The 22,969-nt window shown below is 62.8% G+C and carries 19 protein-coding genes; 10 read left to right on the top strand and 9 right to left on the bottom strand.

The genetic code is table 11. The annotated features are described in order from the left end of the window. The first annotated feature begins 145 nt into the window (after positions 1-145). The 5 genes from C6Y32_RS00310 to C6Y32_RS00290 all read left to right on the top strand — a co-directional run bounded on the left by C6Y32_RS00310 (position 146) and on the right by C6Y32_RS00290 (position 5,935). Complete coding sequence (locus C6Y32_RS00310) at positions 146-2,518, top strand: YfhO family protein (RefSeq protein ID WP_164998048.1); 2,373 nt, start codon at positions 146-148, stop codon at positions 2,516-2,518. Between the two features lie 221 nt (positions 2,519-2,739). Then, on the top strand, positions 2,740-4,254 hold the full coding sequence (locus C6Y32_RS00305) for a phosphohexomutase domain-containing protein (protein WP_105203169.1): 1,515 nt from the start codon (positions 2,740-2,742) through the stop codon (positions 4,252-4,254). Positions 4,255-4,699: 445 nt separating this feature from the next. Further along, positions 4,700-5,194 carry a helix-turn-helix domain-containing protein gene (locus C6Y32_RS00300; RefSeq protein WP_105203168.1) on the top strand — a complete coding sequence of 165 codons (495 nt, stop codon included), beginning with the start codon at positions 4,700-4,702 and terminating at the stop codon, positions 5,192-5,194. Further along, entirely contained in the window at positions 5,195-5,452 is a 258-nt protein-coding gene (locus tag C6Y32_RS00295; RefSeq protein WP_105203167.1) for a hypothetical protein, read from the top strand. Between the two features lie 93 nt (positions 5,453-5,545). Further along, positions 5,546-5,935, top strand: a complete 390-nt coding sequence (locus tag C6Y32_RS00290) for an SdpI family protein (protein WP_105203166.1) — start codon at positions 5,546-5,548, stop codon at positions 5,933-5,935. Between the two features lie 462 nt (positions 5,936-6,397). Here C6Y32_RS00290 and C6Y32_RS00285 read toward each other — a convergent pair whose 3' ends face one another. Together C6Y32_RS00285 and C6Y32_RS15010 are read right to left on the bottom strand one after the other, a co-directional pair. Next, on the bottom strand, positions 6,398-6,901 hold the full coding sequence (locus C6Y32_RS00285) for a hypothetical protein (protein WP_105203165.1): 504 nt from the start codon (positions 6,899-6,901) through the stop codon (positions 6,398-6,400). A gap of 162 nt (positions 6,902-7,063) precedes the next feature. Next, positions 7,064-7,690 (bottom strand): Crp/Fnr family transcriptional regulator, encoded by a 627-nt coding sequence (locus tag C6Y32_RS15010; RefSeq protein ID WP_164998047.1) that lies wholly within the window; start codon positions 7,688-7,690, stop codon positions 7,064-7,066. 97 nt (positions 7,691-7,787) lie between these two features. Between C6Y32_RS15010 and C6Y32_RS00270 the strand changes: the two genes are divergently transcribed. From C6Y32_RS00270 to C6Y32_RS00255, 4 genes are all read left to right on the top strand, one after another. After that, a complete protein-coding gene (locus C6Y32_RS00270; RefSeq protein ID WP_164998046.1) occupies positions 7,788-8,756 on the top strand; it encodes a nucleoside hydrolase in 969 nt (322 codons plus the stop codon). Positions 8,757-8,782: 26 nt separating this feature from the next. After that, positions 8,783-9,754: a nucleoside hydrolase gene (locus C6Y32_RS00265; protein ID WP_105203163.1), complete on the top strand. Its 972-nt coding sequence runs from the start codon at positions 8,783-8,785 to the stop codon at positions 9,752-9,754. 159 nt (positions 9,755-9,913) lie between these two features. Next, positions 9,914-10,588: a phosphoribosylanthranilate isomerase gene (locus C6Y32_RS00260; protein ID WP_105203162.1), complete on the top strand. Its 675-nt coding sequence runs from the start codon at positions 9,914-9,916 to the stop codon at positions 10,586-10,588. 7 nt (positions 10,589-10,595) lie between these two features. Continuing rightward, positions 10,596-11,555: a carbohydrate kinase family protein gene (locus C6Y32_RS00255; RefSeq protein ID WP_105203161.1), complete on the top strand. Its 960-nt coding sequence runs from the start codon at positions 10,596-10,598 to the stop codon at positions 11,553-11,555. 193 nt (positions 11,556-11,748) lie between these two features. On the opposite strand, the gene yeiL is transcribed toward C6Y32_RS00255, so the two are convergent. Next, entirely contained in the window at positions 11,749-12,417 is a 669-nt protein-coding gene (yeiL, locus tag C6Y32_RS00250; RefSeq protein WP_164998045.1) for a transcriptional regulator YeiL, read from the bottom strand. A gap of 168 nt (positions 12,418-12,585) precedes the next feature. On the opposite strand from yeiL, the gene C6Y32_RS00245 reads away from it, so the two are divergent. Next, positions 12,586-13,863 (top strand): alkyl/aryl-sulfatase, encoded by a 1,278-nt coding sequence (locus tag C6Y32_RS00245; protein ID WP_105203159.1) that lies wholly within the window; start codon positions 12,586-12,588, stop codon positions 13,861-13,863. A gap of 654 nt (positions 13,864-14,517) precedes the next feature. Here the strand turns inward: C6Y32_RS00245 and kdpC are convergent. The 6 genes from kdpC to C6Y32_RS00210 form a co-directional block, all read right to left on the bottom strand. Continuing rightward, positions 14,518-15,120, bottom strand: coding sequence for a potassium-transporting ATPase subunit KdpC (kdpC, locus tag C6Y32_RS00240; RefSeq protein ID WP_105203158.1), 603 nt, complete (start codon positions 15,118-15,120; stop codon positions 14,518-14,520). A gap of 29 nt (positions 15,121-15,149) precedes the next feature. Next, positions 15,150-17,189: a potassium-transporting ATPase subunit KdpB gene (gene kdpB, locus C6Y32_RS00235; RefSeq protein WP_105203639.1), complete on the bottom strand. Its 2,040-nt coding sequence runs from the start codon at positions 17,187-17,189 to the stop codon at positions 15,150-15,152. Between the two features lie 57 nt (positions 17,190-17,246). Further along, positions 17,247-19,070 carry a potassium-transporting ATPase subunit KdpA gene (gene kdpA, locus C6Y32_RS00230; RefSeq protein WP_105203157.1) on the bottom strand — a complete coding sequence of 608 codons (1,824 nt, stop codon included), beginning with the start codon at positions 19,068-19,070 and terminating at the stop codon, positions 17,247-17,249. 542 nt (positions 19,071-19,612) lie between these two features. Beyond that, entirely contained in the window at positions 19,613-20,065 is a 453-nt protein-coding gene (locus C6Y32_RS00220) for a GNAT family N-acetyltransferase (protein WP_105203155.1), read from the bottom strand. 91 nt (positions 20,066-20,156) lie between these two features. Beyond that, positions 20,157-21,023 carry a GNAT family N-acetyltransferase gene (locus C6Y32_RS00215; RefSeq protein ID WP_105203154.1) on the bottom strand — a complete coding sequence of 289 codons (867 nt, stop codon included), beginning with the start codon at positions 21,021-21,023 and terminating at the stop codon, positions 20,157-20,159. Between the two features lie 70 nt (positions 21,024-21,093). Further along, the gene (locus C6Y32_RS00210) at positions 21,094-22,968 is read right to left on the bottom strand and encodes a heavy metal translocating P-type ATPase (protein WP_105203153.1); all 1,875 of its coding nucleotides are present in this window, start codon (positions 22,966-22,968) and stop codon (positions 21,094-21,096) included. Between the last annotated feature and the right edge of the window lies 1 nt (position 22,969).

Here is a 22,969-nt window from a genome sequence, read left to right as displayed (position 1 = left end):
TTTGGCGGCCGGCCGACAGGCTCTGCCCGGGCGCTGTGGCCGGGGCGGGCGCTGCGTACCGATAGTTTTATTTTACCACCGACCGGCCGGGACCACTACCCGGCCAGCCGGCGGTGGGCAAAAAAATTTTGGGGAGACTGTGACCATGCGACCATTCACCAGCTACCTGACCGACCGGGAGGACACCGGTAAAAACCGCTATCTGGCGGCATTTTTGCTCGCCTGTCTGGTAGCGGCGGCCATTTTTATCCCATTTATGATCCAGGATCAGGGGTACTTTTTTTATTTTGGCGACTACAATGTGCAGGACATCCCGTTTTACCAGCACGCCCACGAGATGATCCGCTCGGGAAACTGGAACTGGGATTTCGGCACCGACCTGGGGGCCAACTTTATCGGCTCGTACAGCTTTTACATGCTGGGCAGCCCCTTTTTTTGGCTGATGCTGCCGTTTCCCAACTGGATGATCCCCTACCTGATGGGGCCGATGTTCATTTTAAAATTTGGGGTGTGCGGGCTGACCGCCTACTGCTACATAGCGCGGTTTTTGCGCAACAAAAATTTTGCCCTGCTGGGCAGCCTGCTGTACGCCTTTTCGGGCTTTACGGTGTACAACGTATTCTTTAACCACTTCGTGGACGTGGTGGCGCTGTTTCCGCTGCTGCTCATTGGGCTGGAGATGTACGTGGTGGACGGCAAAAAGGGCTTTTTTGCGGTGGCGGTGGCTATCAACATGATGGTCAACTACTTTTTCTTTGTGGGACAGGCCGTGTTTTTACTCATCTACTTTTTGTGCCGGCTTCCATCCCCCCATTTCTGCATAAAAAAACGGGTGTTTTTTGGGCTGGCTTTCGAGACAGTACTGGGCTGCCTGGGCGGGATGATCATCTTTTTGCCGGGCATTTTGGCCATTACCGGCAACCCGCGGGTGGATAACTTTTTGTTTGGGCACGACCTGCTGTTTTACGCCGACACCCAGCGCTACGGGGGGATCTTGTCGTCGCTGTTTTTTATGCCGGAGGTGCCTTCCCGCCCCAACTTCTTCCCCCAGGAGTGGGCCAAGTGGTCGTCGCTCTCGGCGTGGCTGCCGCTGTTTTCGGTGACCGGGGTGCTGGCCTTTTTTGGCAACACCGGCAAGAACTTCGTCAAGCGGGTGCTGTCTGTCTGCCTGGTGATGGCGCTGGTGCCGGTGCTCAACAGCGCCTTTTACGCCTTTAACAGTTCCTACTACGCGCGCTGGTTCTACATGCCGGTGCTGCTGATGGCGCTGGCCTCGGTCAAGGTGCTGGAGGACCGGGGGGCCAGCTACCGGCGGCCTATTTTGATCACCGCGGTGGGGGTGGGCTTTTTCACCCTGATCGGGCTGGTGCCCACCCAGGACGGCGACAAGGTGAAGATCGGCGCCGAGGCCATGCCCGACCGCTTTTTTATGTGGGTGTTGGTATCGGTGATCAGCCTGCTGCTGTTTTACCTGCTCATCTACCACCTGCGGCCGCGGGGGATGTTTTTCAGGCCGGCGCTGGCGCTCTTGTGCGCGGTGGCGGTGGGGTACAGCCTGATCCACTACGCCTGTGGGCGCAGCCACTCGTACGGGCTGGCCTACATGAAAGACACCGCCCTGGGCGGCAGAGAGGCGGTGGCCATACAGCCCGACCCGGAAAACGGCGACTTTTTCCGCAGCGACTACTATGCGGCCATGGACAATTTGGGCATGTTCTGGAACACCCCCACCATCCAGTGCTTTCACACGGTGGTGCCGACCTCGGTGATCGAGTTTTACGAGTACCTGGATATCACCCGGGACGTGCACTCGTCGCCGCCGGTGGAGCAGTACGCGCTGCGGCCACTGCTGTCGGTAAAATACCTCTACGACGATCAGACTTTTGCCCAGTCGACGCCGCTGTCGGTGCCCACCGGCTTTTCGCTGTATGAGGACAGGGGCGATTTTCGCATCTACCAAAACGACCTGTACCTGCCCATGGGCTTTGCCTATGACACCTATTTGACCCGGCAGCAGTGCGACGTGCTGGACACCTCGCAGCGGGCCAGAGCCATGCTGCAGGCCATTGTGCTGGAGACCGAGGGCGTGGAGCCCAACGCCCACCTGATGGAGAACGTGGCCGACCCGCTGACCATGAAACTGTACCGCCAGAATATGGCCGAGGACTGCCAGAAATTGCAGGACCAGGCGGCGGTGGATTTTCGCACCACCAAAGACGGTTTTCTCTCGCACACCGACTATGACAGCGAAAAGCTGGTGTTTTACTCGGTTCCGTACGACGAGGGCTTTACCGCCTATGTAAACGGCAAAGAGGTGCCTATCTACCGGGCCAATGTGGGTTTTATGGCGGTGCAGGTGCCGGCTGGGCAGGCGGAGATCGAGTTTCGCTACCGGGCGCCGGGGCTGGCGGTGGGCGAGGTGTGCCTGGTGGCCTTTGCGGCCATCTATTTGGGGTACATCATCTACATCGCGCTGCAGAGGCGGCGGCAGAGAGCCTGCGACCAGGCACAGCAGTGAGCGGATAGAAAAGAGAGACCGGCACCGGGCCGGTCTCTCTTTTTTCGGCGCGGCCTGCAGGGCGCGCCCCGTGGCACGAGGTATATGCGGAAAAAGTGAGACTTTCTAACAGCCGCCACTTTATGGTATAGTGGAGGGAGAAAACACGTGCGCGCCGACCGGAACCACCGAGGGGCCCGCCAGCGCCACCAGACGAAAAGACTGAAGGAGGCTACTTACCTATGGCCGATTATGCACATTTGCAAAATGGAAGTGACATCCGCGGCGTGGCACTGGACGGGGTGCCGGGCGAAGCGGTGAACCTGACCGAGCAGGCCGCCCGCGACCTGGGCGCCGCCTTTGCGGTGTGGCTCGCAGACAAAAAGAAAAAGGCGACCGGGGCGCTGACGGTGGCGGTAGGCCGCGACTCGCGCCTGTCGGGACCCAGCCTGCTGGCAGCGGTGAGCGCGGGGCTGCGCGGCGCCGGTGTTACGGTATACGACTGCGCGATGGCCTCGACCCCGGCGATGTTTATGTCGACGGTGCTGCCGGGCCACGGCTACGACGGGGCCATTATGATCACCGCCAGCCATCTGCCGTTTAACCGCAACGGGCTGAAGTTTTTCATCTCGGACGGTGGGTTGGAGCACGAGGATATCGAGGCGCTGGTGGAGCTGGCGGCGGGAGAGCTGCCCAGCGGCGGCGACGGCGGCTGCCGCCAGGTAGACCTGATCAGCGATTATGCCGCCCACCTGGTGGAGAAGATCCGCGCCGGTATCGGCGGCGGAGAGCAGCCGCTCTCCGGCTTTAAGATCGCGGTGGACGCCGGCAACGGCGCCGGCGGCTTTTTTGCCACCAAGGTGCTGGCGGTGCTGGGGGCCGACATCTCGGCCTCGCAGTATCTGGAGCCGGATGGGTCGTTCCCCAACCACATCCCCAATCCCGAAAACGAGCAGGCTATGGAAGCCATCATCCGCGCCACCGTCGAAAACGGCTGCGACCTGGGGCTGATCTTCGACACCGATGTGGACCGCGCCGGAGCGGTGGACGCCGGCGGCCACGAGATCAACCGCAACCGGCTCATCGCGCTGCTGGCGGCCATTGTGCTGGAGGACTGCCCGGGCGGCACCATCGTCACCGACTCGGTCACCTCGTCGCATTTGGCGGCGTTCATCACCGACGAGCTGCACGGAGTGCACCGCCGCTTTAAGCGCGGCTACAAAAACGTGATCAACGAGGCCATCCGCCTGGAGAAGACGGGGGTGGCGGCGCCGCTGGCCATCGAGACTTCGGGTCATGGGGCGCTCAAGGAGAACTACTACCTGGACGACGGCGCCTACCTGTGCGCCAAGATCCTCATCAAGGCGGCCAAGCTGCGGGCCGAGGGCAAGACCATCGACAGCATGCTGGCCGACTTAAAAGAGCCGGCCGAGACCGCCGAGCTGCGCTTTAAGATAGAGCTCGACGACTTTGCCCCCTATGGCAAGCAGGTGCTCTGCGACCTGGAGCAGTACGTGAATACCCAGCCGGGCTGGCAGATGGCCGCAGACAACTTTGAAGGCATTCGGGTAAACTTTACCGAGGCCGGGCAGCGGGGCTGGTTTTTGCTGCGCATGTCGCTGCACGACCCGATACTGCCTTTAAACATCGAGAGCGACGACGTCGGCGGGGCCAAAAAGATCGCCCGGCAGGTGTACGACTTTATAAAGGGCTATGACAAACTGGATCTGTCGCCCCTGGAGCGCTACATCCGCTAGCGGCGTACAGCGGGCGCCGGTGGTGGCCGACAGATACAGAAGCGCCGCGGCCGGCAAGCTTTAGGGCCGAAAGCAGGCGGGGAACCTGGCTGTTCCCCGTCTGCTTTTTTTGCCTTTTAAGGGCATTGGGGTGGCGCTCGGGGCCGCTTAGGGGGACGCCGGCGGGCGACTCAACCGGCGGTTGGGTGAAAACACAACCGCCGGTTGGGCAAAACAGGCGCTTTTCAACCACTGCTTTCTTCCGCCGGCGGCGCGGGGGCGGTATGATAGAGCCACCGGATAGAAATTGCCGCGGGGAGTTGGGGCGCGGCGGCGCATTGAGCAGCCGCCGGCCGCTTACCGGACAGTTTTTAAAAACGCGCGGCCAGGCTGACGCCGGTGCGCTCTGCACCGGCAAGACCGGCAGGCCGGCCCACACCACGACGATAGAGGAGTGACCGATACGATGGAAAACACATTGGGCAAAAAGATCGCCACCCGGCGCAAGGAGAGAGGTTTTACCCAGGACGAGCTGGCCGAACAGTTGGCCGTATCGCCCCAGGCGGTGAGCAAGTGGGAGAACGATCTCTCCTGCCCCGACATACAGCTTTTGCCGAAACTGGCCGAGCTGCTTGGCTGCACTGTGGACGAACTGCTGAGCGACCGCCCACAGCCGGACACCCAGCTGGTGCCCCCCGAACAGCGCAAGCGGGTGGAGGAAATGATGTTTCGGGTGGTGGTAAATTCCACCGATGGCGACCGGGTGCGCATCAACCTGCCCATGGCCCTGGTGAAGATGGCCCTGCAGATGGGCATGGAGGTACCCCAGTTTGCCGGCAGCGAGGCACTGCGCGGGCTGGACCTGGAGCAGATCTTACAGATGGTGGACAGCGGCGTGATCGGCAAGCTGGTGGAGGTAGAGAGCAAGGACGGCGACGTGGTGGAAGTGGTGGTGGAGTAGGTGCGCATTTTGGTGCGGCAAAAGGGCGGGCCCAGCTTTTGGCTGGGGCTACCCACCCGGCTGCTGTTTTGCAGGACCACGGCCCGGCTGGTAAGTGGGGCGCTGCAAAAGTACGCGCCCGCATACCTGCCCCGCTACACCCCCCAGCAGCTGCACCAGCTGTTTTTGGAGCTGCTGCGCATCAAGAAAAAGTACCGCCGGTTGGAGCTTTTGGACATTCGCTCCAAAGACGGCGCGGTGGTGCGCATACGCCTGTGACGGCGCGGTCTTGTATCTGGCGGGGGGCGGTGGTATACTGCTGCTAGACGGCGGGGCATACCAGCCCGGCCGCAGTGAGGAGGCGTATCGCAGGTGTTCTGGTTTATTTTGGTGACGGCACTGCTGTTGCCGGTGACGATGATCGCTTTTGGGGCGGCCTGGAAAAAGCACCCGCCGCGGGACGTAAACGGGGTCTATGGCTACCGCACGGCCATGTCGATGAAAAGCCAACAGACCTGGGACTTTGCCCACCAGTGCTGTGCCCGGTGGTGGTTTTGGACCGGACTTTTGCTGGCGGTGGTGACGGTGTTGGTGCTGGTGCTGACGGAGGTGCTGTTTGACAGCCACAGCGAGACAGCCCTACTGTGGCTGATGGGGGTGCAGCTAGTGGCCATGCTGTTGTCGCTGCTGCCCACCGAGCGGGCACTGCGGCGGCGATTTGACCGGGACGGGCGGCCGCGGGACGGCATAGACGGGCAGTGACCGCACCGCCCGGCACACTGTGACCGGGTACCGGGGACTGAGGACTGGCTCCCCTTTTGCGCCCTGTAAGACGGATGCAGATCGATACAGACAGATGACCGAAAGAGACGTCTTTATTCTCGCGCGGCGGGAATAAAGACGCTTTTTTGATGGGACGATGGGGGCCGCTGCGCAGCGAGCTGGGACGTTGGCTGGCGTTGGTTGGGATCGGCCAGGACGGTGTGCAGTGGGCTGGAAGTGGGACAAAGGTTGGCGGGGCGGCGCCGGGCCGTAGGGTGACGGCAGGTGGCGGTGGGTAGCAGCAAACTACAGCAGGTGACAGCGGCGGTCAGGGCTTTGCGGGCGGCGGCCCGCGGCTTATTTGTATGACGGCTCTCCCCTGCTTTTTGCCGGGTGATAGCGGGCGAAAAAAGCGCCCCCACTCTCTGATTAGAGTGGGGGCGCTTTATGGGCACAGCCGAGTCACTGCTGCTCGGGTGACTTATAGTGCTCGGACAGGCGGATGAGCTCGTTGCCCCAGTCGGGATCTGCCTTGTAGCGCCGGTGCTCGCTGCACCACTCGGGCAGCAGATCGATCACCTTTTCTTTGTCGGGGTAGGCGCTCAGCAACAGCACCTTGAGCTCTTTGGCGGTGATGGAGCCGGCGGCGCAGAGAAAGCTGAGGTCATTTTTGGCCGTTAGACGCATGTGCGTCTCGGTGGCGAGAAAATCGCCCCGGGCACAGGCGGCGGAAAAGGGATTGTCGTCGCCGAGGATGCGGCCGAAGAGATAGTCGGGCCAGGAGGCGTGCATATCCTCTGCGCAGATGGTCTTGTAAAAACGGCCCCAGCAGCTGGCCAACTGGGAAAAATCCTGCCCGAAGGCGCTGCACAGCGCATCGAGCGCCTGGGCGCCGGGAGACTGGGCCACCCGGTCGTACAGAGCCACCATATGCAGGTAGATCTTGACGGTATCGAACTTGTTCATGCCGCACCTCAACACAGGGGCCGCAGTATGTGCGGCCCGGAATTCTACTCTATTCTACCTTTTTTGCGCGCCGGTTGCAAACCAGTAAAACTGCACAAACCGGACCGACCAGATTTTACATAAAAAGTGACCGCTGTCTTTTACGGCCGGCCTGCCGGGCCGCTATACTGATGGTAGCAGCCGGCGCAGCGCCTGCTCGTCGAGCAGCTGTACCCGGTGGGCCGAGGCGCGGATGAGCCCCTCGTCCTGCAGCTGGCGCAGCGCCCGGTGCACACTGCGCAGGGTGATGCGCAAAATGTCGGCGGTCTCCTGTTTATCCAGCACCACTGTGCCGCCGGCGTCGGCGCTGTCCAGCAGCAGCTGGGCCACCTTTTGGCGCACCGTAAAGCTGCGGCGGGCGTCGACCCGGGGGACTTCCTCCAGCTGCAGGGCGGCCAGCTTGTGCAGCAGGTACATGCACAGCCAGTTCTCGCGGGCCAGCAGCGGCAAAAAGTCGGCTGCCGGGATGCGGTAGCCCCGGCAGTCGGTGGCGGCGTACACGGTGGTGGCGACGTTTTGGCCGCAGATGAGTTCCAGCTCGCCGAAGAGCTCGCCGGGCAGGTAGCGGTGGAGGATGGTGGAGCCGCCACGGCTGTCGAGTGTGCGCACCACCGCCTGACCACTCTCGAGCAGATAGGCGCCGTCGGGCGGCTCGCCGGCCAGCAGGATGGCCCGATCGGCCGGGGTGTGGAAGGACGGCAGCTGCGAGAGCAGACCGTGGCGCTCGAGCCGTGTGAGCAGATCCCCCATTTTAATCCCCCCCCTTTTTAAGTACATCATACAAAATAGCCGGTTGCCCGTCAACCGGCGGCAGCGGCCGCTTTTAAGGCGGCAGAGAGGAGCACCTATGAAAAAGATCATCATCGACACCGACACCGCCTCGGACGACGCGGTAGCGCTGGTCATGGCCCTGCGGGAACCCGCTTTGGAGGTGTTGGCCATCACCGCGGTGGCCGGCAATGTGACGCTGGACCTGGCCACCAAAAACGCTTGTTTGGCGGCCACCTACGCCGACACTTACCTGCCGCCCATTTACGCCGGCGCCGAGCGGCCGCTGGTGCGCGCGCTGAATACGGCCACCAACGTGCACGGCGAGGACGGTATGGGCGATATGCCGGCCGGTTTTTTTAAAGAGCCGGCGACAGAGCCGCAGCCGCAGCGGGCGGTGGACGCGATCATCGACCTGATAGCCGGCGGCGACGGCGATATCGAGCTGGTGACGCTGGGGCCGCTGACCAACATTGCGCTGGCTATTTTGCAGGCGCCGGAGGTGATGAAAAAGGTGCCCCACATCACCATGATGGGCGGGGCCGCCTTTGCCGGCAACGCCAACCCCACCGCCGAATTTAACATTTGGGTGGACGCCGAGGCCGCCGACGTGGTGTTTGCCAGCGGCATCCCCATCACGATGGCCACCATTGAGGCCTGCTTTGGCAGCGCCAAATTCACGCCGGAAGAGATAGAACAGCTGCAGCGCAGCCAGTCGGAGGCCGCGCGCTTTTGCGCCGACTGCAATCGCACACTCATCGATCTAAATGCCAGCCTGCTGGGCGAGCCGGGGCTGGACCTGCCCGACCCCACCGCTATTGCCATTTTGGCCCGACCAGAGCTGATACAGGGATACTTTACCGGCTATGCCCGGGTGGAGACTGCCGGCAGCGCGCTGACCGACGGCATGGTGGTGTGCGACCGACGGGCGCCCCAGACGGTGCAGGCCATGGCTAAGGGCAGCAGCCTGCACCGGCACAACGCCACGGTGGTTTACGAGATAGATGGGCCCGCCTTTAAAGAGTACCTGCTGAGCCTGGTGCTGTAGGCCGACACGAGAGGAGCATACTGCATATGAGAAAGATCATCATCGATACCGATACCGCCTCGGACGACGCGGTGGCGCTGGTGTGCGCGCTGCGCGACCCCCAGCTGCAGGTGGTGGCCATCACCACGGTGGCCGGCAACGTGCCGCTGGAGCTGGCCTCCTACAATGCCCGCATGAGCGTGGAATACGCCGGCACCTACGCGCCGCCCATTTATTCCGGCTGCGCCGGACCGCTGTTTTGCCCGCTGGAGACCGCCGACCAGGTGCACGGCAAAGACGGGATGGGCGACTTAGACCAGACACCGGGCTGCACCCCGCTGCGCGCCCCCACCATCCCGCTGACGCCGGGACACGCGGTGGACGCGCTGATCGCGCACATCGAGGCGGAAAAAGAGCCGATCGACCTGATCACCCTGGGGCCGCTGACCAACGTGGCTACCGCCATGCGCAAGGCGCCGGAGGTGATGAAAAAGCTGCGGCACATCACCATAATGGGCGGCGCACACCACTACCACAACCCCCACACCGTGTGCGCGGAATTCAACATCATGGTGGACCCGGAGGCGGCGGACATGGTGTGCACCTTTGGCGTGCCCATCACCATGGTGACACTGGAGGCCTGCGCCGGCAGAGCGCGGCTGGGGCCGGACATGATCGAAAAGCTACGGGCCTGCGGCGAGATCGGCGACTTTTTTGTGGACTGCAACCGCACCATGATCGAAAACGCCCGCGCCGCCGAGGGGGCGCCCAGCTTTGACCTGCCCGACCCGGTGACGGTGGCGGTGTTCTCGCACCCGGAGATGGCCACTACCCGCTTTGAGAGCCACCTGCGGGTGGAGACCAAAGGCGACTACACCCGCGGTATGACGCTGTTTATAAAGCCGGACGACTTTTACAGCCTGACCCTGCCCGAGCCGCTGCCCCTGACCGCTGAGATCGTGACCGAGGTGGACCCCCAGCAGTTTTGGCAGTACCTGCTGGACTGCGCCCGAAAGTGACGCCGGCGCGCCGAAAACTGATATAGAGACAGTAGCGGGAGGCCCGATGGGGCCCCCGCTTTTGTTTTGCAGCGGGGAAAATGCGGCGGGGCATGACAATTGTCATAGGTGGGTGAGCGGCAGCGGCGGTATACTGGAAAAAAAGAAAGGAGCGATACCATGATCACACAGATCTACGGCATTATCTCGAAGGAGCAGGCGCTGGCATGTTTGGAGGCCGGTGCCGACTACATTGGGCTGGTGCTCAACGACTCGATCAAAAAAGACCACGTGATGCTGCCGGAGGCCCTGGATATCTTTGCGGCAATCGGCGACCGGGCCAAAAAGGTGGCTATTTTAGACCTGGGGCTCTGCGGTGAGGAGGCCGTGCTGGCGCTGGCCAAAGAGCTGCGCCCCGACATTTTACACCTGTGCGGCAGTGTGACCACCAACCGCGATTTTTACCGGCGTTGCCGCCAGGAGATGCCGGGTATGGAGATCATGCAGGCGGTGGGGATGGTGGGGCCCGAGGCGGTGGACTTTGCCACTGCGCACGCCGAGTGGGCCGACTACTACATTTTAGACACGGTCAAGACCGGTGAGAGCGGCGTTGGGGCGGCGGGAGCCACCCACGACTGGAACCTGAGCCGCCAGATCGTGGAGGCGGTGGGCGACCGGGTAAAGGTGATCCTGGCCGGCGGGCTGGGGCCCCACAACGTGGCGGCAGCTATTGAGGCGGTGCGGCCCTACGGGGTGGACAGCCTGACGATGACCTCGATCGAAAAAGACGGCGTGTTTTTGGGCAAAGACGTGGAGAAGGTGCGGGAGTTCTGCCGTATCGCCCACACCTACTAGGCGCCGCATGGACGGGCAGATACTCTGTGTGGGGGACCTGAACCCGGACCTGGTGGTACCCTACGGGGAGATGAAACGGGCGCTGCGGCAGGACCTGCCCGGGCCGACGGCGCAGCTGCTGCCGGGCGGCGGGATGGGCAACACGGTGACCGCTCTGGGGCGCATGGGGCTGCGACCGCTTATTTTAGGTATGGTGGGAAACGACAGCACCGGCGACATGATCACCGCCGACCTGCAGAAAAATGGCGTAGACACCCGCTTTTTGCGGCGGCAGCAGGCGCCAGCCATGGCAGTGGTGAGCGTGATCGAAGAGGACGGGGAAAAGGTGTTTTTTCAGTGGTTCCCCCCGGGGGGACAGGACAAAGCCTTTACCCCGGCGGACTTTTCCGAGCCGGTGTTGGAGCGTTGCAGCTTGCTGCACCTCAACGGAATGGTGGTGCAGGACGGCGGGCCCAGCGCCCGGGCAGTTACCGAATTTTGTGAGCTGGCGGCGGCGCGGGGGATACCGGTCTCGATAGACTTGAACCTGCGCTGTGCACAGTATCCCCTGACGCCGGAGCGCCGGGCACTGTTGGGCCGGGTGCTGGCAGTGGCCAGCCACATTTTGGGCTCTGGCGCCGAGGAGTGGTGCGCGCTGACGCCGGGGCGCACCAAGGAGCAGGCCGCCCGCCGCTGGGCCACCGCACAAAACACCGTAGTGTGCCGGGATGGGGCACAGCCGGTGCTGCTGATAGACCGCCTGCACGAGAGCCGCCATGCCCCGCCGTCGGTGGAGGTGGTGAGCCGAAACGGCGCCGGCGACATGTTCGACGCGGGATATCTGGCCCGGCTGGCGGCCGGCGGCACACCGCGGGAGGCTGTTTTTCACGGTCTGGCGGTGGCGGCCCATGCGATCTCGCACCGGCAGCCGCGCAGCGTGCCGGGGCCGGCAGAACTCGCACATCTGCTGGCCTGTATAGACCCATAGCCGGGAGTTTAAGAGCAGCTCCCAGACCTGTATAGACCGGGGCGGCCTACTCTTAAAAAAGTGTAGGCCGCCCCGACTTTATTTTTTCAGATACCGGAGATGACCTGCGCTGCCGGGCGGGGGACAAGAAAGCAGCGCCCCTACCCCACCCGAGCGGCCGCAGCTATTTTTTTGCGGGGCGCGGCGGCGCGGATCACTGGATCTCGTCAGCCAGTTTTTGCAGGGCGGGGCGATCGCTGATGCGATAGCCGTCTGCCTGCTTTTGCAGCAGCCCCTGTTTTTGCAGGTCGCCCATGACGCGCAACAGGTGGCGGTAGGTGACCCCCAGATAGCGGGCAACACCGGTGAGCGGCTGGGAGAGCGGCGCCCCTTTGGGGATGACCAGCAGCAGATAGGCCGCCAGCCGATTTTTGAGCGGATAGGCCTGGCCGGCAGTGAATACGTCGCGGTTGGCAATAAGCTTGTGGCCCATGAGCTGACAGAGATGCTTTAAAAACAGCGCGTCGCCCAACAGCTTTTCGCGGCACTGTTTTAGCGGAAAGCCCAGACACCACACATCGGTCATGGCACAGGCCTCCTGTGGGCCGCACTGGGCGCCCACCAGCTCCAGCTCGCCCAAGACCCCCTGCCCGGGCACCAGCTCTACGGTGCTGGTGCGGCCATTTTTTTGAGTGAGCGACACCGACACCTGCCCGGACATGACAAAATAGAGGCAGTCGACCGTGCCGTTTTCACGGTATAGGGCGGTCCCTTTTTTAAAATAATAAAGCTGGATATAGGGGCGGATATCAAATGAAAAAAGATGTTGTATACCGCTTTTACGGATAAAGTCGTCACGGCGCGCCCAGTTGGTGCTGCGCACAGCGATCACCTCCTGACCCCAGTATGCAGCAGTGGCGGCGGATATGCAAGTGGTGCAGCGCGGATGGACGCAGCGCGGATCTTGTAGTAGGATAGGGATGTATGTTGACAGCAGCGCCTTTTTACAGGGCATGGCCGGCGCCGGACGCCGGGTGGGGAGGAAATGACAGTGCTGATACGAGACGGCGAGAGACGGCTGCGCGACTTTTCGCGGCAGAGCTACCGGGAAGAGGTGCGCGAGGTGGCCCCGGGCGTGTGGTTCGTGCTGGGGATGGGGCACAGCAACGCGGTGTTTATAGAGGGGCGCACCGGCGTGTTGCTGGTGGATACGCTGGACACGCTAAAGCGGGGCGAGAAGCTGCGGGCGGTGATAGGAGAAAAGACCGGCAAAGAGGTAAAGACCATCTTTTACACCCACGGGCACCCCGACCACCGGGGCGGCGCCGGGGCCTTTAGCGACAGCGTGTCGGAGATCATCGCCTTTGCGCCGGCGAGCCCGGCCCTAAAATATAGCGGGCACCTGGAGGAGATCGGCCGGCGGCGGGGCGAGCGCCAGTTTGGCTACGGCCTGACCGACGAGGAGGCCATATCGCAGGGGATCGGCCCGCGGGAGGGCATTACCCACGGCGAGCACCGCGCTTTTGTGGCGCCGACGACGCTGTACCAGCAAAGACGCGTGGTGCGGGAGATAGATGGGGTAAAAGTAGAGTTGGTGCGCCTGCCCGGCGAGGCCGAGGACGGCATGATGATATGGCTGGAACAGACGGGGGTGCTCTGCTGTGGCGACACCTACTACGGCTGTTTTCCCAACCTGTACGCGATACGGGGCGGGCAGTACCGCGATATTGCGGTGTGGATAGAGAGCCTTGAGACGCTGCGCAGTTACCCGGCGGTATGCCTGCTGCCGGGACACACCGGTGCGGTACTGGGCCGGGATCAGGTGGAGGCGACGCTAAAAAACTTTGCGGGCGCCTTTGATTACCTGCTGACCCATACGCTGGCGGGCATGAATGCCGGCAAGAGCGCCGAGGAGCTGGCCGCCGAGCTGGTGCTGCCGGCAAAGTACGCCGAGCTACCCTACCTGGCGGAGCACTACGGCTGTGTGGAGTGGACCATACGGGCCATTTACACCGCCTATTTGGGGTGGTTTGACGGCAACCCCACCCACCTGCACCCGCTGCCGCCGGCAGAGCACGCCCAGAAAACGGTGGCGCTAATGGGTGGGGCGCCGGCGGTGCTGCAGGCGGCCCGACGCGCCGCCGCAGACGGCGAGCACCAGTGGTGCCTGCAGCTGTGCGACCTGCTTTTAGACAGCGGCGACCGGGAGACAGACCGCGTCGCCCGCGGGCAGAAGGCAGCCGCTCTGCGGGCGATAGCGGCACTGGAGACCAGCGCCAACGGTCGGCACTACTACCTGGCCTGTGCCCGCGAGCTGGAGGAGGAGTAGGCGGGGCACCGGCACACCGGTGCGCCAGACGACTGCAGGGGCGCTTATGGCCGAGATGCGGCGAGGCTCCCCCACCTTTTGGCTGTTTTGAGCGGCGGTCAAGAGTGGAACACGGCCTTTTTATAGCTGTACTGAAAGCGGTGCTCTGTCAGGTGCGCCGGGACAAGCGGGGCGACTGGTATCGATATCTGTACAGAGCGGGTACTGAGCGCTGCAAACGCCCCTTATCCCCTGCCTGCCGAAGATCGATAGCAGGCAGCCCACCCGCTATCGATCCTATTTTAGGCGGCGGTTCGGCGCGCGGACGGAACGCGGACGGGCCGTGGCGCGGGCGGCTGATCCTGCGCAGGGCCTGCACCTGGGGCGGCAAGCGGTCGCCGCTGCATATGCCCGAGGTGAGAAACCCCCAACATCGGTGTGGTACCGGTTGTGGCCCTGATCGCAGTGATCTGCCGCTCTTTGCTATGTGGAGTAAGAGCTCTTCCCCGATAGGAGATGACGGGGGGCGCTATGGCAAGCGGTCGCCGCCTGTATTTTGGGCATGGCCGCCGTAAAAAGCAGCGATCCGGCTGCAAAAAGAGCCCCCCGTACCGAGACGGGGGGCTCTTTTTGGTCTGTAGGGCGCTGGAGGCAGAGTTTTTTTACCCGATGCGGTCAGCTCTCGGTGAGGATGCCGTCGAGAGCCAGGTTCACCTTGAGGACGTTGACCCGCTCCTCGCCAAACACGCCCAGGAAACGGCCGGTGGTATAGCGGTCGATGACGGCCTGCACCTCGCTCTCGCTGACGCCGCGGGCGGCGGCGATGCGCGGCACCTGATAGGCGGCGGCTTTGGGCGATATCTCGGGGTCGAGGCCACTGCCGGAGCAGGTGACGAGATCGACGGGGATGTTGTCGGGATCGGCCTGCGGGTCGGCGGCGCGGAGCTTTTCGACGCGCTGGGCGATGAGCTGCTCATACTCGTCGCTGGCGGGGCTGAGGTTGGAGGCCCAAGCGTACAGCACCGGCTGGCCGTTTTCATCGGTAAAGGTGCTGACGTCTACATGCATGACCCGGCCCCAGAGGTGGCCGTCGTCGCTAAATTGCTGGCCCAGCAGCTCGGAGCCGTAGGTCTTGCCGTCAATTTCGATGATGCTGCCACCGGCCTGGTGGGGAAAGAACAGCTGGCCGATACCGGTGACTGCCAGCGTGTAGATGAGGCCGCACAGCAAGCTCATGCAGAGCAGCAGACCGGCGGCGCGGGACAGAACTTTTTTCATGGGTGATCTTCCTCCTTAAAGCGGGGTAACTACAGGACGGCCAGCAGCGGGGCGACGACGAGATCGATGAGCTTGATGGCGATAAACGGCACGGCGATACCGCCCAGGCCGTACACGAGCAGATTGTGGCGCAGCAGCTTGCCGGCCGGCACCTCGCGGTATTTGACCCCTTTGAGGGCCAGCGGGATGAGGGCCACGATGATGAGGGCGTTGTAGATGAGCGCCGACAGGATGGCGCTGGCCGGGCTTTGCAGATGCATGATGTTGAGTACGCCCAGCCCGGGGTAGAGGGCCATAAAGATGGCCGGAATGATGGCGAAGTACTTGGCGATATCGTTGGCGATGGAAAAGGTGGTGAGGCTGCCGCGGGTCATGAGCAGCTGCTTGCCGATGCGCACGATATCGATGAGCTTGGTGGGCGAGGAGTCGAGATCGACCATATTGCCGGCCTCTTTGGCCGCCTGGGTACCGGAGTTCATGGCCACTGCCACATCGGCCTGGGCCAGAGCGGGGGCGTCGTTGGTGCCGTCGCCGGTCATGGCCACCAGGTGGCCCTGCGCCTGATATTTGCGGATCATCTCGAGTTTTGCCTCGGGGGTGGCCTCGGCCAGGAAGTCGTCGACCCCGGCCTCGGCGGCGATGGCGGCGGCGGTGACCGGATTGTCGCCGGTAATCATGATGCTCTGGATGCCCATTTTGCGCAGGTCGGCAAATTTCTCTTTGACCCCGTCTTTGATGATGTCCTTTAGGTGGATGACCCCCAGTACACGGTGGTTTTTGGCCACCACCAGCGGGGTGCCGCCCTGACGGGCCACCTCGGCCACCAGCTGACGGCACTGCTCGCTGTAGCTGCCGCCGCCCGCTTTGACGTAGCGCTCCACCGCCTCGGCGGCACCTTTGCGCACCTGACAGCCGGGGTAGTCGACGCCGCTCATGCGGGTCTGGGCGGTAAAGGGGACAAAGGTGAGCTGATCTTTTGGCACCGACACGTCACGGATACCGAATTTGCGCTTGGCCAGTACCACCACCGAGCGGCCCTCGGGGGTCTCGTCGGCCAGGCTGGAGAGCTGTGCGGCCTCGGCTAGCTGGCGCTCGGTGCAGCCATCGACCGGTAAAAAGGCGGCGGCCTGACGGTTGCCCAGCGTGATGGTGCCGGTCTTATCCAATAGCAGGATATCCACGTCGCCGGCGGCCTCGATGGCGCGGCCGCTCATAGCCAGGACATTGGCCTGGTTGAGCCGGCTCATACCGGCGATACCGATGGCCGAGAGCAGCGCGCCGATGGTGGTGGGGGCCAGGCAGATGAGCAGCGCCACCAGCCACACCACCGAGGTGGGATTTTCCACCCCCAGCTGGCCGGCGGAAAACAGCGAGTAGGTGTAAAGCGACGCGGTGACCAGCACGAAGATGATAGACAGCGCCACCAGCAGGATCTCCAGCGCGACCTCGTTAGGGGTCTTTTTGCGGTCGGCCCCCTCGACCATGGCGATCATCTTGTCGAGAAAGCTCTGCCCGGCCTCCTGGGTGACCCGGACCACCAGCCAGTCGGAGAGCACGGTGGTGCCGCCGGTGACGGCGGAGCGGTCGCCGCCGGCTTCGCGGATGACCGGGGCCGACTCGCCGGTGATGGCGCTCTCATCTACCGAGGCGGCACCGGCCACCACCTCGCCGTCGGCGGCGATGAGCTCGCCGGCGCGGGCCAAAAACAGGTCTCCCTTTTTGAGCTGCGGGGCGGCGACGTCCTGAAAGTGGTCGCGGTCGTCGGGCGACTGCAGTAGATGGGCGGTCATGTCGCGCTTGGATGCGCGCAACGTATCGGCCTGGGCCTTGCCGCGGCCCTCGGCGATGGCCTCGGCGAAGTTTGAAAACAGGGTGGTGAGCCAGAGGATGACGGCGATGGCGGCGATATAGCCGGCGCCGACGATGCCGTCAGATACCCCGCACAGCGCCAGTATGAACAGGGCGGTGGTGAGGATCGCCGAGAGGTAGACTAAGAACATGACCGGATTTTTTATCTGGTCTTTGGGGGCGAGTTTTAAAAAGGCGTCTTTGATGGCCCGCCCCAGCATGGCGCGGCTGGAAAAGGCCGCTCTTTTTTGTTTTGCAAGCACAGATAACACCTACCTTTAGCCGAGGCCCAACATCTGGGTGAATTCGGCGATGGGGCCCAGTGCCAGCGCGGGGAAAAAGCTGAGCGCGCCGACGATGAGCACGATGAGGATGAGCAGGAACACGAACATAGCATTACTTGTGGAGAGCGTGCCGGCACTGGCCGCCACCCGCTTTTTCGCCGCCATGCTGCCGGCGATGAGAAGCGTGGCCACCATGGGCACGAAGCGGGCAAACAGCATGACCAGGCCCAGGCTGACATTTAAAAACGGGGTGTTGGCGTTAAAGCCGGCAAAGGCCGAGCCGTTGTTGCCGCCGCAGGATGAATAGGCGTAGAGCATTTCGGAAAAGCCGTGGGCACCAGCATTGTTTAAGCTGGCGGCGGTGGAGGGCAGCATGGCGGCAATACCGCTGCCCACCAGGATGGCGATGGGGGTGGCCAGGCACACCAGCACGGCCATACGCATCTCTTTGGGGCCGATCTTTTTGCCCAGGTACTCGGGCGTGCGGCCCACCATGAGCCCGGCGATGAATACGGTGAGCAGCACAAAGCCCAGCATGCCGTACAGGCCGCAGCCCACGCCGCCGAATATCACCTCGCCCAGCTGCATGAGCAGCATGGGGACCATGCCGCCCAGGGGGGTGTAGCTGTCGTGCATGGAGTTGACCGAGCCGTTGGAGGCGGCGGTGGTGAACGCCGCCCAGGTAGAGGAGGTGGCGATGCCGAAGCGGGTCTCTTTACCCTCCATATTGCCGCCGGCGTAGCCCTGCTCGGCGGTTATCTGCACCGCCCCGTTTTGGGCCAGCTGGGGGGTGGCCTGATGCTCGTTTATGGCGACCACCGACAGGGCGGCGATGAGCACCAGCGTCATGGCCACCAGGATGGCTACCCCCTGCTTTTTGTTTTTGACGCTGCGGCCAAAGGAGATGCACAGCGCGGCGGGGATGAGCAACAGGGAGATCATCTCGATGAGGTTGGTGGCGGGGTTGGGATTTTCAAACGGGTGGGCGGAGTTGTTTCCCAGCACCCCGCCGCCGTTGGTGCCCACCTGTTTGGGCGCTACCTGGCTGGCCTGGGGGAACAGCGGGACCGCCTGCTTGGTGACGATCTTGGCGCCGTCTACCGGCTGGCCATCCAGGGTGACGGTGCCGGCATCGAGGTCGATCTTTGCCCCCTCGATCACCTCTCCCTGCTGGGAGACGGCGATAGGCTCGAGCAGGTCGACTGTTTTGCTCTCGCCCAGCGACTGGGGCACGCCCAGCGCCACCAGGGCGATGGACATGACAAAGCACAGCGGCAGCAGCACGTACACCACACTGCGCACCAGATCGGCCCAGAAGTTGCCGATACCTTTGGCCTTTGTGCGCACAAAGCCGCGGATGATGGCAAACAGCACGGCGATGCCCACCCCGGCGGAGACGAAGTTTTGCACGGTGAGACCCAGAGCCTGCGAGAAACTGGAGAGCGCTACCTCGCCGGAATAGGCCTGCCAGTTGGTGTTGGTGATAAAGCTGACGGCGGTGTTAAAGGCAAGATGCCAGCTCATGCCGTCGACATTTTGCGGGTTCCAGGGAAGAATGTTTTGGAATTTGAGAATCAGTGTGAGCACAGCCAGGCTGATGGCGGAGAAGGCCAGCGCGCAGCCGGCGTATCTCTTCCAGTTCATATCCTCCTGGCTGTCGATGTGCAGCAGGCGGTACAGGCCGCGCTCACAGGGGGCCAGCAGCCGGGTGAGCACAGTCTTTTCCCCGCCCATGGCTTTGCTGATATAGATGCCCAGCGGGATCGCCAGTGCCAGCAGTACTGCAATGTACAGCACATATTGTAGAGTTGCATGCATGGTCAGCTATCCTCCTTCATCAGGACGCGCCCCAGATAGACCAGGACCGCCACCGTTAAGATACCAATACCGATTATGACGATTTGCACAGATGCTCCCTCCTTCTTTCGTGGACTATCATAGCGCAAAAAAAATAAGGGTGGCGTTAGGGCCGACGGCGATCCGGTTAAGAGCGCGTTAAAGTGCGTGGCAGTGGTGGGGCGGTGGTGGAGCGGGAGGACGTATGGGGGCGGTGGATAAAGGACCAGACAGCAGGGAGACTGAGCAGGGGGCGGCCTGGTGGGCGCGGGAGCGACGGCCTGGGGGCGGGCGGGTGCAGGGCGGTGCAGGCGGGGCCCCAGGGCATAGTGGCATAGGGGCACGGCAGTATAGGGGCGCGGGGACGCTGCCCGGGGAACAAGGTGGTGCGAAGGGGGCAAAAGAGCGGGGCGAGCAAAACGGCTTGAGACAGCGTGATGCAGGGGACCTGGCGGTAAAACGGCGCTAAAAAAGCCCCGGCCAAAATATGGCCGGGGCTTTTGGGGATGGAAAAAGGCGGTGTTTTAGAGATCTTTTTGCATGACGAAATTTTGCAGGGTGAGCCCGCCGCGCTCGACCTGCTGGGCGCGCAGCACCCGGTAACCGCGTCGTTCGAAAAAGGGGCGGGCGGTGATGGAGGCGTGGGTGGTAATGGCCGCGACCGGATAGTGCCGCTCGAGCTGGTCGCACAGCGCGGTGGCAATACCCTGATGCTGAAAGCGGCAGTGGACGTACAGCCGGTCGAGATAGCCGGTGGCATCGATATCGCCAAAGCCCACCACCGTGTCGCCGCTGACGGCCACCAGGGTATAGTGGCTGCGAAAAGAACGGTCCCACCCCGCTTTATCTATTTGGCCGGTGGCCCACACGGCCAGTTGGTCGGGGGTGTAATCGGCGGCGCAGACGGTGTGTACAGTCTGGTAAAACAGGCTGGCGATCTGGTCGATATCGGACGGCTGATAGGGGCGGATGTGCATGGGGAGCTCCTTTACATGTCTGCAGGCAGGTAATGTGGGCGGGCGAACATATAGGGGCAGCAGAAGTAAACACTCTCTCGAGCGCCCGCTTCTAGGCGTGGGAGAGGATGGGGAACATACGCTGCTGACCGGTGAACAGGTCTTCCCCGCCGCCGCGGATGAACAGCGTGTCGCCATCGGTAATGGGGGCAGCGGTCATACCGGCGGTATCATCGGGAGTAAAGCCCAGCACGGCGGTGGTGGTAGCGGGGCCGGCCAGCTGGGGCAGCAGCTCGGGCAGCGGCAGCGAGGCCGGGCCAAATATGTCAAAGCAGTAGAGGGTGTCGCCATCCTGGGCGGCGATGCAGACCACATCGAGCTGCGGACTGTAGTAGACGCTATTTTTCATGGGGCCGAGACAGTAGAACATGAGCAGCCCGAAATTGTTTTTCCAGGTGAGCTGGGCGCAGGGGTTGCCGGCCTGATAGCAGCGCTGCAACAGGCGCACGCTTTTGGTGCGGGACATATCCAGCTGGTGAAAACTGCTGGGCGCGGCAGTGACCGGCAGCGCGTATTGGTACTGGGGGCAGCGGACAAAGCCAAACTTGGGATAGAAATCGAGCACCGAGTCATTGGCAAAGAGATAGACCGCGGCGTTGTCGTCGTCCCAGTCGGCCAGTGCGCGCTCGAGCAACCGGCGGGCCAGGCCTTGGCCGCGATAGGCCGGATCGGTCATGACGGTGCCCAGCTGGATATAGTGTCGGGTCTTTTTTTGCCACACGATATCCATGGTGTTGACCGACACGTTGGCGACTACCCGACCACCGTCGGCCAACACGTAGGGGATGTAGCGGTCGGTCCAGTAGCCGGCTTTGTACCAGCTGTCAAAGGCGATATCGAAGGTGCGCCGAGCCAGCTTCATAAAGCTGCGGCGCAGGGCAGTGCTTTGGCGGATGCTAGTTTGCAGAGTATGCTGCATGGATGAGGTCTCCCCTTTTTTTCGTTACTACCAGCATACCTGAAAATGGGGGCGCTGTAAAGATGGTGCGCTAGGGGCGGTGGCTGGCGGGGCGGTAGTGGTAGCGCAACAGCAGGGCCGAGTGGATGATGACCACCACCGAGCCGGCATTATGTACCAGCGCCCCCACCACCGGGCCCAGCAGGCCAGTCATGGCCAGGAGGATAGCCAAGAAATTGAGGGCCATAGAGAAAGCCATATTGGTGCGGATGGTACGCATCATGCGGCGGGACAGGGCCAACAGGTGGGGCAGCGCCGAGATATCGTCGCGGACCAGGGCGATATCGGCGGCATCTACGGCGATATCGCTGCCGATGCCGCCCATAGCAATACCCACCTGTGCGGTTTTGAGGGCTGGGGCGTCATTGATGCCGTCACCCACCATGCAGACCGGTCGACCCTGGTGCTGCAGGTCGCTGATGACCTGTAATTTGTCCTGCGGTCGACAGCTGGCCCGGTACTGGGTGATGCCCAGTTGGGCGGCGATATGGCCCGCCGCCTGGGAGTGATCGCCAGTGAGCAGCAGTGGAGCGACACCCAGATCTTTCAGCTGGGCCACTGTTTGGGCGGCGCTGGGGCGCAAAGTATCGGCCAGAGCGGCAAAGCCGACATAGGCTCCATCGACGGCGATGTGGATGAGGGTGCACCCCTGGTCGGCGTAGTGTGTGCCCTGACCAGTGGGGACAGCGATACCCCGGTCGGAAAGCAGGACCGGATTGCCGGCCAGCACTGTGCAGCCGGCGACTACCGCCTGGACCCCTAAACCGGGGAGCATTATAAACTGCTGGGGCTGGGGTATAAAATAGCCCTGACGGCGGCAGCCGTCGACCAATGCCCGGCCCAGTGGATGTTCACTGCGCAGTTCGGCGGCAGCAGCCAAACTGTACAGCTGCTCGTTGGAGATAGCGGGGACGGCACTGCAGACGGCCACCACTTGGGGACGGCCATAGGTGAGCGTACCGGTCTTATCGAAGGTGAGACAGCGTATTTGGGACAGGCGCTCAAAGGCGTCGCCCTGACGGACCAACACCCCGTATTTGGTGGCGTTACCGATGGCGGCCATGATGGCCGTAGGGGTGGCCAGCACCAGCGCGCAGGGACAGAACACCACCAGGATAGTGACTGCACGGATGACCTGTGCGGTGATGAGCCAGGTGAGGCCAGCCGCAATCAGGGCGATGAGCACGATCCAGGTGGCCCAGCGGTCAGCTATACCGACGATCTTGGCTTTGCCGGCATCGGCCGACTGGACCAGGCGCACCATGCGCTGGATGGAGCTGTCCTCCCCCACCCGGACGGCGCGCATCTCGAAGGCGCCGAACTGATTGGTGGTGCCGCTCTGTACCGGGTCGCCCACCGCTTTATCGACCGGCAGCGACTCGCCGGTCATGACTGACTCGTCGACCGAGGTGGCACCGGCGGTGATGACACCATCGACGGGGATCGCCTCACCGGGCAGTACCCGCAGCACATCATCGACCTGTACTTGCCGAGCAGGGATCACCGTCTCAGATCCATTTTTGAGCACACGGGCGGTGCGGGGGGTGAGATGGACCAGCTTTTCGAGACCGGCACGGGCTCTGGATACGGTGAGATCTTCGAGCAGGGCGCCCAGCTGCATGATGAAGGCCACCTCGCCGGCTGCAAATATTTCACCAATAGCCACCGAGGCGATGAGTGCCATAGAGACCAGCAGGTCGGCTTTGATATCGAAGGCGGTGATGAGACCGATACCGGCCTCGAGCAGGATAGGCACACCGCAGAGCAGGATGGCTACCCAGGCCGCATCCAGTGGCAAAGGCAGCAGGTGAAATATACTGGCAAGCAGGGCCAGCGCTGACAGTGCTAGGCAGGTGATGTCTTTTTTTATACCGCCCCACGCCAGCAGAGCCTCGAGTTTTTTCATG

The sequence above is a fragment of the Neobittarella massiliensis (ex Bilen et al. 2018) genome (assembly GCF_900289145.1).
Lineage (GTDB): Bacteria > Bacillota > Clostridia > Oscillospirales > Ruminococcaceae > Neobittarella > Neobittarella massiliensis.
This window is presented reverse-complemented; position numbering and strand designations above follow the sequence as displayed.